This is a genomic window from Fusicatenibacter saccharivorans (assembly GCF_027667425.1).
GTDB lineage: Bacteria > Bacillota > Clostridia > Lachnospirales > Lachnospiraceae > Fusicatenibacter > Fusicatenibacter saccharivorans.
This window is the reverse complement of record NZ_JAQEGR010000005.1, coordinates 101,090-116,601: the sequence shown is the minus strand read 5'-3', so window position 1 is coordinate 116,601 and position 15,512 is coordinate 101,090. Positions and strand designations below refer to the sequence as shown.

The following is a 15,512-nucleotide window of genomic DNA, read 5'->3' as shown; positions in this document are numbered from 1 at the left end:
TTGATTCTAACTTATGTTCTGATCCAGTATTCCCCTATTTCCAGCGGTTTTTCACCTTTCCCTGGAAACGGTACAGGGTATTTAAAGCATCCATCGGTGTCATATTCGAGATATCAAGCTCCGAGAGCTCTTTGATGATATCATCGTCCTGCACCGTATCGAACAGCGACATCTGTGCCATATCGACCTCGTCGTAGTGAACCGGCTTTGCCTTCGGTTTTTTCTGCATGGTCAGATCCTTGACCGCAGCAGTGATATCGGCATCGCTCAGCTGCTCCACCAGCTCCTGCGCCCGGGAGAGCACTGACTCCGGCACTCCCGCAAGACGCGCTACCTGGATACCGTAGCTCTTATCTGCGCCGCCCTGTACAATTTTACGCAGGAATACGATATCGTCGCCCTTTTCCTTAACGGCAATACAGTAGTTGTGCACGCCCGGAAGCTTTCCTTCAAGCTCAGTCAGCTCATGGTAATGCGTAGCGAACAGTGTCTTTGCGCCGAGCAGCTTCGGATTCGCCACATGCTCAATCACAGCCCAGGCGATCGAAAGACCGTCGAACGTACTCGTTCCTCTTCCGATCTCATCGAGAATCAGCAGACTGTTCGAGGTTGCATTCCGAAGAATATTTGCCACCTCCGTCATCTCAACCATAAACGTACTCTGGCCGCTTGCCAGGTCATCGGATGCGCCGACACGGGTAAAGATCCGGTCCACAATACCGATGTTTGCCTTCGAAGCCGGAACAAACGAACCGATCTGTGCCATCAGCACAATGAGGGCCGTCTGGCGCATATACGTCGATTTACCGGCCATGTTCGGTCCGGTGATGACGGAAACGCGGTGGTCACCGTTGTCAAGCAGGGTATCGTTTGCGATAAACATATCGTTTGGAATCATCTTCTCGACCACTGGGTGACGGCCGTCCTTGATATCAATCTTTCCGCGACTGTTCAGCTTCGGACGCACATAGTGGTTGTGCTCGGCAACGTAGGAAAGCGATGCATACACATCGAGCCGTGCCAGAGCCTGCGCCGTGCGCTGAATCCGCTCCGCCTCACCGGCAACCGTATCGCGCACCGTACAGAAAAGATCGTATTCCAGCGCATACAGTTTATCCTCCGCACCGAGAATCGTATCCTCGAGTTCCTTCAGACGCGGGGTAATGTAGCGCTCCGCATTCGTCAACGTCTGTTTTCTCGTATAGTAATCCGGGACAAGATCTTTAAACGAGTTCGTGACCTCCAGATAATAGCCGAATACCTTGTTGTATTTGACCTTCATATTTTTGATTCCGGTTTTCTCGCGCTCGCTTGCCTCCAGCTCACTCAGCCACTGTTTTCCCTCGGTCTTGGCGTGACGGTAATTATCGACCATCTCGTTATAGCCGTCCTTGATCATACCGCCGTCGCGCATCAGATACGGCGGATCATCGACGATTGCCGCATCGACAAGCTGATAGAGGTCTTCCAGCGGGTCGAGATCCTCCTGAATCTGCGCCAAAGCGCCGCCGTCAAACGAGTTTAAGAGCTGCTTGATGTAAGGCAGCATCTGCAGCGACGATTTAAAGGCGATCAGGTCACGCGGATTCGCGGACTGGTAGCTGATTCTTCCGACGAGACGCTCGAGGTCATAAACCGGACGGAGGTATTCACGGATTTCCTCGCGGATCATCGCCTGCCCCGTTAGAGCCTCTACAGCATCGAGCCGTGCGTTGATTTCCTCCTCGTCGATCAATGGCTGCTCTACGTAACTTCGCAGAAGACGTGCGCCCATCGCCGTGCGGGTTTTATCGAGAACCCAGAGCAGGGAGCCGCGTTTCTGCTTCTCCCGCAGCGTTTCCACCAATTCCAGATTCCGGCGGCTGGAGCTGTCGATCAGCATATATTTGTCTGTCACATACGGTGTAATCGAATTCATGTGAGACAGATCCGATTTCTGTGTCTCGTGCAGATACTGGAACAGCGCACCGGCTGCAATTGTTCCGCAGTTGTAATCGGCGATGCCAAGGCCTTCCATCGTAGCAGCATGGAACTGTTCCTGCAGCGTACGGCGGCAGATATCATCGTCGAAATACCAGTCTTCCAATGCATTCACGCAGATATGAAGGCGGGTTCGAAGATCCTCCACATCGATCCCGCAGAGCAGGAACGACTGATTGCAGATGATTTCCGCCGGCATAAACTTCGTGATCTCATCCACAAGGCGGCGCGGCTTGTCCATTTCCGTGACGAGGCACTGGCCGGTCGAGATATCTGCTGTAGAGATACCGAAGCATCCCTCCATGCAGACGATCGACATAATGTAGTTGTTCTTCGTCTCATCAAGTCCCTGCGGGATCAGCGTCGTACCCGGTGTGACAACGCGGATGACTTCGCGCTTTACCATGCCCTTTGCCTGTTTCGGGTCCTCCATCTGCTCGCAGATCGCAACCTTATGGCCGTTCTCTACAAGACGGTTGATATACCCTTCTGCAGCGTGATACGGGATACCGCACATCGGAGCGCGCTCCTCCATGCCGCAGTCCTTTCCGGTCAGCGTAAGCTCAAGTTCTTTGGATACCAGGGTGGCATCCTCGAAGAACATTTCGTAGAAATCACCTAAGCGGTAAAACAAAATGGTATTAGCCGGGTCAGTCAAGCCCGTCTTCGTCTGGCAATAATGTACCATCATAGGCGATAAATTCGCAGTTTTTAAAACATCCTTGCAAGTAGGGGATTTTTTGCTTATGATTTCTGGATTTGACCAGCTTTTGACCACCTTTTCTGTCTGACTTTGGTTTTGAGGTGTTTTGTTATTAGAAAAATTCATTTTTTCACCTTTTTATCCTTTAGATCAAAATTCGTATAAAAACTCTTCATACCCTTTCGAAGCTCTGGTTCGATATAGCTATTATCAAGATGAGTGTAATATTCGACCATTTTATCTGAACTGTGACCAACATACTCACGGACAACAGATTCCGGAACTTTGGCCTTTATCAGGGTGGTTACATATGTATGGCGGAACATATGTGGTGTTACTTTGACCAGGTTTGGAGAACGTCCTTCTTTTTGGGCAAGCAATATTTCCGGTTCATTTATTGCCGTTTGAAAGTCATTGCATATTCGATCAAGCCAACTGCGATTAAGTGGATTGCCCGGTCCAGTAGTACAAACAAGATCCGGATATTGTTCAAGCAAGGGATTCGAACGTCCCCAATCGCGTCCGTACTGCTTCTTGTCTGCATCTTGCTGGGCTTTCCATTGTTTTAAAGCCTTAACTGCAATATCAGAAAGAGGAACGATACGATAACTTTTCTCACTTTTCGGCGTTGTTACTTGATGATACAACGCCGAATCATAAAGTCGATTTCCCTCCTCGTCAAAAATGTCTCGAACCTTTTTCACAGTTTTGTAGACTTTCAACTGCTTTTTCCTAAAATTTATATCTTTCCACTGTAGGGAAAGAAGTTCTCCGATTCTTAAGCCGCCATGTAATAGAACGATAAATAATTCATAATAGCGGCGTGATTGAATACTCTTGAAAAATTGTTCTAACACATCAGGAGTTAGTACCTGCTCAAACGTCCGTTCAAATAAGTCGTCCGGAGGTTTTTCGTTTACAGACTTAGGCGGTCCAGCGTATTGATATCCGGAGCATGGATCAAACGGTATGATACGATTTTCAAAAGCAGTGCGAAAAACTTGCTTTAAAACGGCCAAAGACTGTTGAATTGTAGTCGTTGCATATCCCTCTTTTTCGAGTTCTTGCATAGCCGACACAATATTTACATTTTTCACGTCAATTATTTTCATATAACCAATGTAATCTTCCACACGTTCAAAGCCTGTAACATAGTTATTAAGAGTTTGTGTTTTTAGTTTGGGCCGTGCATAATTCTTTAAATAAATTTCAAACCATTGTGAAACTGTTAGCGTAAACGAGAGGTTTAAATCTCTGTTTGCCATCAATAAGAGAAACTGTTTCTTTTTTTGCTTCAGTTTCCGAAGATTAGTATCATAGATACTATAGGGCTTTTTTTGCCCTTTGATTCTGATGCGAGCTTCATATCGACCGTCTTTTCTTTGATAGATGCCGGCACCAAGCTCTTTTCCATTTGAGTCTTTTCCCATATCATTCTCCTAATGATACGCGCATACGGATATTATCGTATCACGCGAACTTAAAAAATGCAAGTATGCTGGTCAATCCATCGTTCGAATTTTTTTCGATGGATCATAGTACGCCTGCCAATTTGAACCTTAAAGTTACTTTCATTCATGAGATCACGAAGTTTACGTTCTGAAATTCCGGTAAGCTCGGATGCTTCTTTCACAGATAGCAGAATTTTGTCTGAATCTAAATTATTTCCTTTTGTACGTTGCAAAATAGACACCTCTTTCTTGTTTTGATACTTATAGTATTAGAAATAAAAACAAAAAAAGCGTCAACTTTTTCGTCAACGCCTTTAGATGGTTATTTGTCAGATGTCTTTTTGCATTTTATTGCATCCTCAACAGCCTCTTCCCAGCTCATATGATATTTTTCCATGCGTGTTTTTACAGACCTCGCGTCAATTTGTAAAGCATGATAACAACGGTATAATGTAGGATATACTGTGTTTTGAAAGACGACAGGATCTGCATCTTGAACGCGATGCATTCCAGTGGTTGATAATGCTTCTTGGATTGCCTGTTCTAACGTATATTGTTTGGATTTAACAAAATGTAAAATCGCGATTGGGTCTACGCCTATACGGGAACAGAGCTTTTCTACGCAATCGTATGTACTATTTTGGAATTGTATAGCATCCGGGTATAAGAGTGAAAGTTCTTGCAAAGCTAGAAAATGATTTGCTGATTCCTCGATGGTGCATTTTAGGCGGTGCGCTCTTGCAGCCACACTGCTATGACTTATATGATGCTGCTTGCAAAAAGCGGATAAGGAAGGATATGCCTCTCCGTTAATTTCCACAATCCAAAAGTCTGATGGGCGAGGCTTAGGTGGGGCAGAGACTTTTTTCTTTTTCTTCTTGGGAAGCACTTTGGGTGGAGCAATCTGATTCTCTTGACGCTGTTTTTGTGCTAGACAAGCCCTGATAGCGGCGGAAGGAGTTAGCTGATTCTTGTTTTTATAGGCATATACAACACTAGGACTCAATCCATATTCTTTACAACAAGCGATAATAGATGGATATTTTTGGTTGTTGAACTTGAAAGAATAACGGCTTTCATTTAAGACATAATGATCCAATGCTGCTTCAAAAGAGCATTTATGAGTGCGCTTATAGTAACTCACATTGTCAACAGGAACATTAAACAATTCACAGCATACCTTCATAGATGGATATGTTTGACCGTGATATTTCACGCAACGTCCTTTTTTTGCAGCCCTTAGATGGTCAATGGCTTTTTCCGCTGTGATATTTTTCTCCTTTTTCAGCGGGAAAACACAGGAATAGGCCACATCATAGTATTCGCAACAAGCTTTAATGCTGGAAAATATCTGTCCGTGATAAGGAAACTTGAATTTATCCAAATATTGTTGTCTTCGTTTAGATATGCGCATAAAACACCTCCCTTTTCTAATACAAATTCTTAGGCAAAAGCGGTCTTTTTAGTTTCGGCGGGGTTAATCATCTGCAATAAAGATTTCTGAAAATCATATTTTTTCTGAACAGAGCGTCTTTTTTTCTTACGATGGCGGATATTGGGATCGATCTGATTCAAATAACGGCTCATAAGAAGGGTGTCAATTGTTTCTTTTGAATAAATAGCTCCACTTGGATGCATAACCAGTGCGCCCTTAGCCAGGACCAACGAAGCAAGTCCGTAATCCTGTGTTATAACGATATCTCCTATTTTGCATTCATTATAGATCTGCATATCGGAAGCATCTCTTCCGGGAGCCACCTTTTTAATTTTGCTGTAATCAGAATAAAGCTGGTGCGCTGTATCGCAGAACAACATTACTGGTAAGCCTTTCTCTTCCGCAATTTCTTCAATCTGACGGATTTTTGAACAAGAATCCGCGTCAACAATAATTCTCATTTGTAAAACCTCCTCTTCGAAAATTTTCTTATTGATAGTATTGCAAAAAGAAAAATACTTATATTCTCACGTAGGTGATTTTTTTGCAAAAAAAACACTGCCCATGCATTTTATGGAACAGTGTTTTTCTTTGAATAGGCTGTTATTTTACGTCATTTTGAGCGATCAGTTCATCCAGAGTGACTGGGGTATAATTGATAACATCGACGGATACATTATATCTTCTGTCAATATGTGTTACAGTTGTATTGTGAATATGACCGTGCAGGTGATAGGAACCCACATAAAATCCATTCCATTCCTCAATCGGATAATGGAACAGAACAACTTTACGTTCAGTATCCCTTACTTCTGCATAGGGACGGCACCATAAAAAAGCGCTGGAGAAGTCCCGATTATGGATATTCTTGAAATCATGATTCCCAGTAACAAGGTATTTTTTGCCTGGAAGAGCCATAAGAAACTTCCCAATTCCCTTTTCATGATACATGCCAACATCACCAAGAATATATACTTCATCACAAGGACCAATACCTTTTTTCTTCCAATTTTGGAAAATAGTCCGGTGCATGTCATCGATTGTTGCAAATGGGCGACTGCATTTTTGAAGAATCGCCGGGTGAAACAAATGTAAATCACTAATATAATATTTCATAAAAATCTCCTTTAAGCGTCAAATTCAACGAGATAATTCATTACCATGGTAGCCTCTGAATAAAAGATGATTTCATCTTCTCTTAAAGAGCGTCCAGCTTTGGCATGAACACAATTTTTCTTTTTCGCTTCCAGTTCTTTTGGAGTAAAGTGGTGGCTCGATTCCACATAAAGTGGTTTTCCGTAAGCAACCGCAAAAAGCCCCATATATACAACATTTTCATGTTCGTTTGTGTATTTTGCAGAAGAACTGCTTGTATACAAAAAACTCTTGTTCGGATTAAGGGCAAAATAAGCTCCGTCACCAAACATGCGTCCATTCTCATAGGAGGGAAGGATTTTGATGGAATTTTCCGTGATACTGAGCCAGTTTGCATTCCGGCTTCCGTGCCACATCTGCCGTACATAGCGAATATGATGCTCTTTACAATAGCTGTTAAAGGTTTTTTGCTGCCGATCTGGGATAACACGCCAGATCTTTCGTACTTTCCGCTGCAGAGAAGGGGTTAAGTGTTCGATAACTTCCTGCCGCTGGGAATCTGTAGCCTCAAATACATGAATATTATGTTCCCGAAAACTGCCGATAGAACCGGACGGACGCATAACTTCCATCGCCGTGATAAGGTCATTTTCACGATCTATAATCGCAGGAAAATCAGACGTTTTCACAGCAAGAAGAGATTTAACATATCTGCTCTTTCGAGGGGAAATAGTTAATAATTTCTGAAGCGTCTCATTGAAATCCTTCAAAGTAGTCTTGGTACTTAATTCCGCAAGAATTTTCTTCGACTGAGATACCTGTTCAACGGTCACTTTGTCATGGTGGACCAAATGCCGTTCGACCATACCTTTAGCGTAGGTATACAGTTTTTGATATAATTCAATAGCTTCCGGACGCTGATCAGGAATGGTGGGTGCAACAGGTGTTTCCGACACAGCTGGAGCAAGATAAATAGAAGACTCGTCCTTGTATCCTTTTGAAAGCTTTTCATAGTAGCGAATCCAATATAGATGGATGGGATATGGGGTTTTCAAGTCCTTTTTTCCAAATGCTTCTCCCCTGCCAGCTCCGATACGTCCGTAAGTTGCATTCAGTACGGAACCAGATGGCCGAAAATGGTAGAATTTGTAATTGTTGGATACTGGGTTAATACAGGTTAAATAAGCTTCCGGATAGGTATCCTGTGGGAGCTGGATGGTATTGTACTCTTCTGTTACATACATACTCGGATAGATGGTCCCGTCCTTTGCGAATGTGCCACGCTGTTTAACGTCAAACTCCGCTTCTCCTACAGGTGTAGAAACAAGTAAACGATTGGGAACGGACAAATTTAATAACTGCTCCCCAATGGCCTTATACAAGGCAGATTCTGTTTGTGGAACTTCCATATTCCGGGTATCGTTGTACGTCTTAATAGTAATATGCATATTTTTCTCCTTGGACAAATTGAATTTCAGATCGGTTATTGATATACTCCTTTCTTCATGAATTGATCTGATACCCCTAGAATGTGGAAAAGTGAAAAAAACAAAATGGCCGGGATTTATTCCCGACCATTTTGTGTCTCTATTGTTGTTTCAATTCGATAATATACTGAAGCGTTACCTGTGCATCGTCAAAAATAACAACCTCGTCATTCCTTAAAGATGTGCCAGCATGAGCAAAAACAGCATCGTGAGGTGAAATGCGGGATTTGGTTAGCGATTTCATGCCCGAGGTCCATGTGTAGACATGATAGGGTGACTTGTACACGGTTTTCATAACAAATAGATAGGCTTTGTCTGAGGTGCCATGTACCCAAAAAGACCCATTCAATGAGGTATATCCAATACTTTTTTTCGCTTTTGGAGCAAGATATATTCCATAGCCGAACATATGACCGACTTTGGGCGCTTTGGGATTTAAGATAAGTCCATTATGTAAAATGGACAGGCAATTCATATTTCTGGACCCATGATACCAGTAATGAATGTCTTCTTTATGATAATTATGTTTGTCATAATAATTCCAAAAAGCGTTATCTCTATTGGAATTTTTAACACGGAATGCTTTTGAAAAGCAATCTGCAGAATGCCCCATGTGTCGTTTGATTTGCCGGAGTTCTTTTTCATCGTTTACAGGGGTGATTGATAACTTCCATTCTTCCAGAAGAGTTTTTTCTTTGCTGTCATTAGACGGCAATGCCTGCATCTGGGTTTCCATCATGCGCAGCAGATCAGTTTCTCGATCTATAACATTCTGAATCTGCTCCGGATCGGCATCTGCCGGGAGCAAATAGTCTGCAACATTTTTCATTTTCCGAGGCAATAGAGCAAATAATTGTTCCAGAAGAGAATTATCCTTTAATGGATCATTTGAAAATTGATTCAAAATATCTTCTGCTTGCGTGATCATCTGCGGGCTAACCTCGGATACGGATACAGAATAATTAGATTTGATGGCCATAGATGATTCCTGTTGCAAAAAAGAAATGAGTTCACGAACAGAATCATCCTCGATTTCTTTGTATGTATAGGAAGAATGTACATCCATGAGTTCTGTCTTGTCCTGATAGCCCTCTGAAATTTTCTTTTGATACATTTTATCCCATACTGATATAGGATAATAACGGATGTATGGAGCAGCCCCAACACGCCCCATTTCTACCTTAAATGTTGTATTCGAGTCCTGAATCATTCGAAAATACATATTTCGATTTTCAGATGGTATAATTCGGATCATAATAGCTACGTGTGCCATTTGACATCTCCTTTTGACATAATGTATTTCAGACCTTCGTTTTTACGCTCCTCTCATGAAATATTGATCTGATGTTTTTAGAATGACGAATCAAAAGAAGAATAAATTTTATGTACGTGAAAAACGTTTTTTGAAATTATTTTCCATACTATATATCGGAAACAAAATATACAAAGGAGGAATTTGATTATGTGTAATTCAGAAATGGATCTCGGACTGGAAGCATCCAAATATAAAAATCCGAGATTCGATATTGTTTCAAGAATCGCGTATCTGCTAGGCGTATCGGAGGAGTATTTTTGGGGTGAAGAAAGCAATTTTGATGAGACAATCTATACGGGGCTGGAGGAATGTAAAGATGCAAGGATTGTCCGGAATTTGTGTATTATTCGGACTGCATTATTAAGAAACAATGGAAGAATCCGGAATTTGTTTCAGTATGATATGAAAAATATTGATACAATTCCGGAATATATTGACCCGGAATGTATTAAAAAGCTCAAAAAGGATGACGTAGATATCTGGAGAGCTAATTGGACCCCGGCGAAATACGTTGTGTTAGTCAGTGCTGAAATCAAAAAGTATATCAATGGCTGCAAGAATAGTTTTCCACTATGGCTTAATTGGGACTACGTAAAAGATATGTTTTGCCTTCCGGAACTCAAAGAAAGACAAGTTTCAAAGCTGGTAGAATCGTATGGAGAAAAACGGAACCGATTTCCCTATACGATGTATGTCGTAGGGGCATTATCTGTAGAAGTAGGGAATATCTTGTACAATGATGAGAAGTTTGTAAGTTATCTGTACAGGCGAAACGGAGATGTCTTTGATGATCTTTCTAAGGTGACGGATGCCAGCGACGAAATCAAAAAGAATATTAAGGATTATATTCGGGACAATCAGGAAATTACGATTGTTGTGGATTGTGAAAATGCAAACCCATATAAGCTCTACTCTGTTTTGGACGGACTTGAGCCAGCAACACGAGAACACATCAAAAAAATTGTTTTATATAACGATGTACATACTACGGTTACCTGGCGATTGCTGCAGCGATTGATTCCGGGGGTAGAACACAAAATGATTCCGCGGGTTAAGGCAGATAAGTCTTTAGTGGACATTTCTTTGGCTGTCGGAACAACAAGGGAATATTTTGAACAAGGAATAAAAGCTTTCATTTTGGTATCGTCTGATTCGGATTATTGGGGACTGATTAAGGGGCTGCCGGAATGCAGTTTCCTTCTGTTGGTTGAACAGGAAAATACCAGTTCCGCAATTAAAAGTGCAATGATACGGAATGGGATTCCATACGCGGAGATTGATGATTTCTGCTCCTCGAATCTTGAAAAAGTGTATGCGCTGGCACTTAATCAAGAAGTCCAGAATGCCCTTGGAAAATACGGATTTTGTATGGATGACATACTGGCTAAGGCGGTTGAAAATATCCGGATTAATTTGTCCCCAAACGAAGTGGAGCAGTACAAACAGAAATACTTGAAAAATTTGCACACGGTTCAGAAAAACGGATATATATCTTTGGAAATTTAATGGCGAAAAAAAAGAGATGTCAGTCGGCATCTCTTTTTTACTACTCTTCTATCTTATAATTCCCTTCTTGTGAGTATATGACTCGAAAATTTTCTCTTCCATGGTGATAGAGAGATCTGTTTTTGTAAACGTAGATTGTTATTTGCTCTGGAAAGCCGACATCATAGGAAAAACGAATATTTTGAAAGCCATTATGAAGGGTTTTGGCAATTAAATCTTTTGCGTATTCATTCTTGTTCAAAAATAAAGTGTTGGCAATTACACTAAATTCCTGAGTATAGGACGTATCAGAGGCGGTCGAAAAAGAATTCACCACACGTTCCTTACGGCCCCATTGTAAATAAGCTACTGATAATAGAATGATAAAAGCCATCATTGCAATAACTATATGTTTCTTTTTCACATCCAACCCCTCCTCATTAACGATGCTCATATATAAATAGACTCGTAATTAATATTGTACGCCAAATAATGTTGATATAGCAACCAAAATCGTAAAAGAAGTTATAAAAGATAATAAAATCCGACTGATTCCAAGCAGAATTGCTTAAATCAGTCGGATTTTGGGTAACATGGAGATTTTTTTGAGAAAGTTTTATTCTACGGGTGACTGGTATTCCTGGAATACCTCATAAATCTGTTTGGCTGCCGAAACCCGCTCGATTTCTTCACGATCAAGGTCTTTGCATTTTTCGTATTCGCGCAGAAATGCAGTGGCAGCATCTTCAACGCTGTCTGAAGTTTTAAGACGTTCTAACAGCGAAGGATTATGTTTTTCCAGATAGGCGATAAGGCTATCCAGCTGCCCAGAAATAGACCCTAAGCTCTTCCCTTTATCAATGGTATATTTGCACAGATAGGACTTGATTTCAGGATCTGTGAAGCCGCATAAACCATACCCATATCTACCACCACTGTAAATACCCAAAGAAGAGCTGTGAATGACTTCTTCACGGCTGATACTGCCGGCATCAACCAGTGCAGTATACTGCGTACCAGTGAGTCCGGATTTCTTCACAGAACCGATTTCCAGAAGTGTTGGGTCCAGATCTGTAGAGGCTTCATTTGCAATGTTGCCCATAATACCGGCGGTTCCTTCCTTGGAAAAGCCATGCATACGCAGATAATTCCAAATTTTTTCAGCATTGGTATCTCCGATCTCATCATTAGATGTAAAACGGCGGATGGTAAGAATGGTGTCACTATCTACCTTCCGGGTATCGACAATGCCCTGATCTTCATTAAGGGCTTCTACGATTTTTCCATTTCCGTCATAGAGAGCAACGTGTCCATCGTAGCAGACAACATCACCAGCTTTTGCATCAGCAAGGCTTTTTACCTCTTCGCCCAGTGATCTCCAGCCATAAGAGGTGGTATATTCATCATCGTAAGCGCCGCAGCGTGTCAAAATCTGCCATACAAAATGGGAGCAGTCGATTCCATTCGTGAGCGAATTTCCGCCCCAGACGTAGGAATTTCCGACGAACTGTTTGGCAAAAGTGATGATTCCTTCGCCGGAAGAATTGGTTACATCATAAACAGTTTCTTTTTTATAAGAAAACGCTTCATTTTCTTCAGGATCAATTACCTGTTCAGCAAGCTCCATATTGTCTTCTCCAGTCCGGGAAACGTAGGTTAATGCCGTTTTTCCCTGCTGCAGATAGTTGCTTTTGACAAAGCCGCGGACATCGCCAGATTCGATGTATACCCATTTTTGATCTGAATCAGAAATAACATAACAAAGAGCTTTTGGAGAAAGGGTTCCGACAATACGTGACTTTGTGGAAGCGGATTCTCTGACATTAAGCCTTGTGTTGACCTTTGCATAAGCATACACTTTATCAACGCGGGCAAACCCGGCACGAAGATCCTTTTTCCCTATGTAATTTTCATAGTTAATTGTCTGACTCCAATCTTCTACTGCAGCCGCTTCTGCCGCATTATCGGAAGAGGGATCTGCGTCTTTTGTGGATGTAGAACTGGAATTTGCATCTTTTTTAGTGGATTCAGAATCAGCTTTTGGCTTAGTCTCAGAGGTTGATGCGTCTGGTGTTGGAGCTTTGGAAGGCTCTGGAGCCGGAGTAACGGATGGGGTGACAGATGGGGTAACATCTGGTTCCGTAGGTGCCGGATCTTCTGAGTCATCTTTTTCCTCTGGTTCCTTAGAAGTATCAGATGACGAGTCTTCTGGCTTTTCCGGTGTTTCAGATGCGCCAGAATCAGAATCTGTTTTTTCAGATACAGAATCATCTGTCGAGACATCACTTGAATCCACTACAGTTTCCTGCCCGGATGCTAATGGTTCTGCATAGGCGGATGCTGGAGTGAGAAACATTCCTGCAGCCATGCTAAGAACGGTAAAAGTAGTGCTGACTTTCTTTGATTTCACTTTTTGTCCTCCTGTAAATTTGATTTATAAATATCAACGCCCGTAACTAAGCAAAATTCATCAGCAGTAAGCTGGAAAGGAATTGATTCCTTTGCATGCTCCGCTACGGTGCAGATATTATCAGATAACTGAATCAGATCAATATAGGAAACAGGCTCAGATGGCTGAACGCGGTCAGACATACAAGCTCCTGTATCATTCGAAATCTGCAGATATTCTTTTCCATATGCATTCTCTTTGGTAATATGCACATAGGTGGCTTCCGAACCGTTTTCATACAACTTCAAAAAATTAGCAGCATATGAGTTCTTATCTGGTTTTGGAAGGGAAATTTCATTCAAAAATTCTAATACTGTTTTGATCATTAAATTATTGGCCGTAATCATACATTAAAAAACATGAAACAGCGTCCTCCTTCTTTGGTAAATTTTGTTTCTAAGTATAGTATTGTAAATATTTAAAAAATTTTCACTCAAAGATGTTCAAAGTAGTCATCTGCGCTCCAAAGAAGGTTATCAGCGAGGTTTGTAGTCCATATTCCATTATCAATTGCATAATCTATGATGGATTGCGTATAAGGCGCAGTCTTGGAATCCGAATAGTAAATACAATAATTACTACCATCAATAAGCTGCTGATTACGCTCTGAATAGATGCCTTTTCGATAAGCAGAATAAGAATAACGATAAATACTGTATTGCATAACCTGTTGTAAGCGTTGCTGGTCTTCCATCGTCCACCTTGAGGTATAATGGGGATATGGGAGCAGCAGAATCATCTGGATATAGGGATAATATTGTTTGAAATTCAGAACTTCTTCCGCAGCAACTAAGTCAAACCCATATGAGCCACCACACGCAAAAAAATAGCCTCCTGCATTCAGATAATTCAGAATAGCCTGCTGCAGACGGGGGCGCAAAGCCCACTGTTCATTTAATGATAAGTCTCTGTTTCCGATAAATGTGCATGCTTTAGCCATGTTGATGCTCTCCTTGAAATAATTTCTATATATTTAGTATTGTAAATATAAAATAAAAAAGGTCCTGAATCTTCAAAATGAAGTCAGAACCTTTGTGGCTATGGGGATTTTTGATTATTTGCAGCAAGGATCTGTATCAAGGCAGTCGATCATAGCATCGTAGCCATTTTCACTGTTCTGAAACAGAAATTTACGCGCGTTGCGTTTGTTTGTAAAGTCTTTCTCCGGTACAGATGGGCCGGAAACGATGTAGTGTTTTGGGTTACGCATAAAAAGTTTTTTCAAAAAATTCAGCATAATATAATCCTTTCTTGATAAAAAATATCATTTGAGCATAGTCGTAAAATAGATTTAGTTCCGTGCGGAAGTACATACATCTTCGTATTTGATCGATTTTTGATAATCTTCTGGAGAAATTGGGATAATTTCTGAAATCTCATCAAACTCGGGCCGAACATGTTTTTCAAGGTAGTCCATATCAAAATAGGGCATTTTAAAAGCCAGCGTATCTTCATAATGAGGATTTACCTTGAAGTAAAGTGGAGGCTTTGGCGAATTTTCAATCCTCAGAATTTCCGGAATCGAATATCCAAGATCTACAGGAACCCAGTTATCCTCTTCTCCTTCCGGGATTTTTTCGTCAGGTACAGCACCCATGTTGGCATAAAGTTCTGCCGTAGTTGATTCAGGATATAAGGAAGCAATACGACGTAACGTATCCTCAATGCATGCTGAAAAATCCGATGATCCAAGTACAAAGTTAGCTGGGACAATGCAATGGCAAGGAAAATCAATTCCGATAGCAAAATAAGTTGCCATCTGTTCGCCATCTTTCAAAATAGCATACAAGATATCGTTGTCCAGAGTCCATTTGAACGTGGGGAGCAAAGGATCAATATCCGCATCATTTCCAGTAAGTTCTACGTAAGTGGCACCATATAACATTGCATAATCCAGAATCCGCTCCAGATCAGGTGCGACACCAAGGGAATCAAGCAAATTGTAGTCACGCATATTAGGGGTTACCGGAATATATTGCATACTGTGAATACGGCAGATAGATGACTGTCCATCATGGGAACAGCTATTATCCTGAAAACTTGTGAAATAATAGGTCATTTGTGAAAGATGCTTTCTGTTTAGACGCAAAATTTTAATAGGTTTCATAAATA

At 41.6% G+C, this 15,512-nt stretch carries 15 protein-coding genes; 1 reads left to right on the top strand and 14 read right to left on the bottom strand.

What is annotated here, in order from left to right:
• Positions 1-34 precede the first annotated feature (34 nt).
• The 8 genes from mutS to PGS38_RS06245 all read right to left on the bottom strand — a co-directional run bounded on the left by mutS (position 35) and on the right by PGS38_RS06245 (position 9,424).
• Positions 35-2,671, bottom strand: coding sequence for a DNA mismatch repair protein MutS (gene mutS, locus PGS38_RS06275; RefSeq protein ID WP_118640618.1), 2,637 nt, complete (start codon positions 2,669-2,671; stop codon positions 35-37).
• A 134-nt stretch (positions 2,672-2,805) separates the two neighbouring features.
• The gene (locus PGS38_RS06270) at positions 2,806-4,113 is read right to left on the bottom strand and encodes a tyrosine-type recombinase/integrase (RefSeq protein WP_119207877.1); all 1,308 of its coding nucleotides are present in this window, start codon (positions 4,111-4,113) and stop codon (positions 2,806-2,808) included.
• 50 nt (positions 4,114-4,163) lie between these two features.
• Entirely contained in the window at positions 4,164-4,376 is a 213-nt protein-coding gene (locus tag PGS38_RS17770; protein ID WP_117801167.1) for a helix-turn-helix domain-containing protein, read from the bottom strand.
• Positions 4,377-4,456: 80 nt separating this feature from the next.
• The gene (locus tag PGS38_RS06265) at positions 4,457-5,548 is read right to left on the bottom strand and encodes a hypothetical protein (protein WP_117801169.1); all 1,092 of its coding nucleotides are present in this window, start codon (positions 5,546-5,548) and stop codon (positions 4,457-4,459) included.
• Positions 5,549-5,577: 29 nt separating this feature from the next.
• A complete protein-coding gene (locus PGS38_RS06260; protein WP_117801171.1) occupies positions 5,578-6,030 on the bottom strand; it encodes a DUF188 domain-containing protein in 453 nt (150 codons plus the stop codon).
• Positions 6,031-6,172: 142 nt separating this feature from the next.
• A complete protein-coding gene (locus PGS38_RS06255) occupies positions 6,173-6,685 on the bottom strand; it encodes a metallophosphoesterase (protein WP_117801173.1) in 513 nt (170 codons plus the stop codon).
• Positions 6,686-6,696: 11 nt separating this feature from the next.
• Positions 6,697-8,112, bottom strand: coding sequence for a PARP domain-containing protein (locus PGS38_RS06250; protein WP_270476061.1), 1,416 nt, complete (start codon positions 8,110-8,112; stop codon positions 6,697-6,699).
• A 139-nt stretch (positions 8,113-8,251) separates the two neighbouring features.
• Entirely contained in the window at positions 8,252-9,424 is a 1,173-nt protein-coding gene (locus PGS38_RS06245) for a PARP domain-containing protein (RefSeq protein ID WP_118640622.1), read from the bottom strand.
• Positions 9,425-9,613: 189 nt separating this feature from the next.
• On the opposite strand from PGS38_RS06245, the gene PGS38_RS06240 reads away from it, so the two are divergent.
• On the top strand, positions 9,614-10,972 hold the full coding sequence (locus tag PGS38_RS06240) for a PIN domain-containing protein (RefSeq protein ID WP_270476057.1): 1,359 nt from the start codon (positions 9,614-9,616) through the stop codon (positions 10,970-10,972).
• A gap of 40 nt (positions 10,973-11,012) precedes the next feature.
• Here the strand turns inward: PGS38_RS06240 and PGS38_RS06235 are convergent, their stop codons facing one another.
• The 6 genes from PGS38_RS06235 to PGS38_RS06210 form a co-directional block, all read right to left on the bottom strand.
• Positions 11,013-11,375, bottom strand: a complete 363-nt coding sequence (locus PGS38_RS06235; protein WP_117801182.1) for a hypothetical protein — start codon at positions 11,373-11,375, stop codon at positions 11,013-11,015.
• A gap of 192 nt (positions 11,376-11,567) precedes the next feature.
• On the bottom strand, positions 11,568-13,361 hold the full coding sequence (locus tag PGS38_RS06230; RefSeq protein ID WP_270476054.1) for a phage tail tip lysozyme: 1,794 nt from the start codon (positions 13,359-13,361) through the stop codon (positions 11,568-11,570).
• Positions 13,358-13,726 (bottom strand): hypothetical protein, encoded by a 369-nt coding sequence (locus PGS38_RS06225; protein ID WP_147399303.1) that lies wholly within the window; start codon positions 13,724-13,726, stop codon positions 13,358-13,360. The genes PGS38_RS06230 and PGS38_RS06225 overlap by 4 nt, the downstream gene beginning before the upstream one ends.
• Before the next feature lie 107 nt (positions 13,727-13,833).
• Positions 13,834-14,340 carry an SLOG family protein gene (locus PGS38_RS06220; RefSeq protein ID WP_270476052.1) on the bottom strand — a complete coding sequence of 169 codons (507 nt, stop codon included), beginning with the start codon at positions 14,338-14,340 and terminating at the stop codon, positions 13,834-13,836.
• 114 nt (positions 14,341-14,454) lie between these two features.
• Complete coding sequence (locus PGS38_RS06215; protein WP_158568351.1) at positions 14,455-14,610, bottom strand: hypothetical protein; 156 nt, start codon at positions 14,608-14,610, stop codon at positions 14,455-14,457.
• 81 nt (positions 14,611-14,691) lie between these two features.
• Positions 14,692-15,507: a hypothetical protein gene (locus PGS38_RS06210; protein WP_117802117.1), complete on the bottom strand. Its 816-nt coding sequence runs from the start codon at positions 15,505-15,507 to the stop codon at positions 14,692-14,694.
• Positions 15,508-15,512: the final 5 nt, after the last annotated feature.

Coding starts and splice junctions, on each gene's coding strand:
- PGS38_RS06270 (WP_119207877.1), bottom strand. CDS start 4,113: ATGGGAAAAGACTCAAATGGAAAAGAGCTTGGTGCCGGCATCTATCAA.
- PGS38_RS06225 (WP_147399303.1), bottom strand. CDS start 13,726: ATGATCAAAACAGTATTAGAATTTTTGAATGAAATTTCCCTTCCAAAA.
- PGS38_RS06250 (WP_270476061.1), bottom strand. CDS start 8,112: ATGCATATTACTATTAAGACGTACAACGATACCCGGAATATGGAAGTT.
- PGS38_RS06215 (WP_158568351.1), bottom strand. CDS start 14,610: ATGCGTAACCCAAAACACTACATCGTTTCCGGCCCATCTGTACCGGAG.
- PGS38_RS06220 (WP_270476052.1), bottom strand. CDS start 14,340: ATGGCTAAAGCATGCACATTTATCGGAAACAGAGACTTATCATTAAAT.
- PGS38_RS06260 (WP_117801171.1), bottom strand. CDS start 6,030: ATGAGAATTATTGTTGACGCGGATTCTTGTTCAAAAATCCGTCAGATT.
- PGS38_RS06265 (WP_117801169.1), bottom strand. CDS start 5,548: ATGCGCATATCTAAACGAAGACAACAATATTTGGATAAATTCAAGTTT.
- PGS38_RS06240 (WP_270476057.1), top strand. CDS start 9,614: ATGTGTAATTCAGAAATGGATCTCGGACTGGAAGCATCCAAATATAAA.
- PGS38_RS06255 (WP_117801173.1), bottom strand. CDS start 6,685: ATGAAATATTATATTAGTGATTTACATTTGTTTCACCCGGCGATTCTT.
- PGS38_RS06210 (WP_117802117.1), bottom strand. CDS start 15,507: ATGAAACCTATTAAAATTTTGCGTCTAAACAGAAAGCATCTTTCACAA.
- mutS (WP_118640618.1), bottom strand. CDS start 2,671: ATGATGGTACATTATTGCCAGACGAAGACGGGCTTGACTGACCCGGCT.
- PGS38_RS06245 (WP_118640622.1), bottom strand. CDS start 9,424: ATGGCACACGTAGCTATTATGATCCGAATTATACCATCTGAAAATCGA.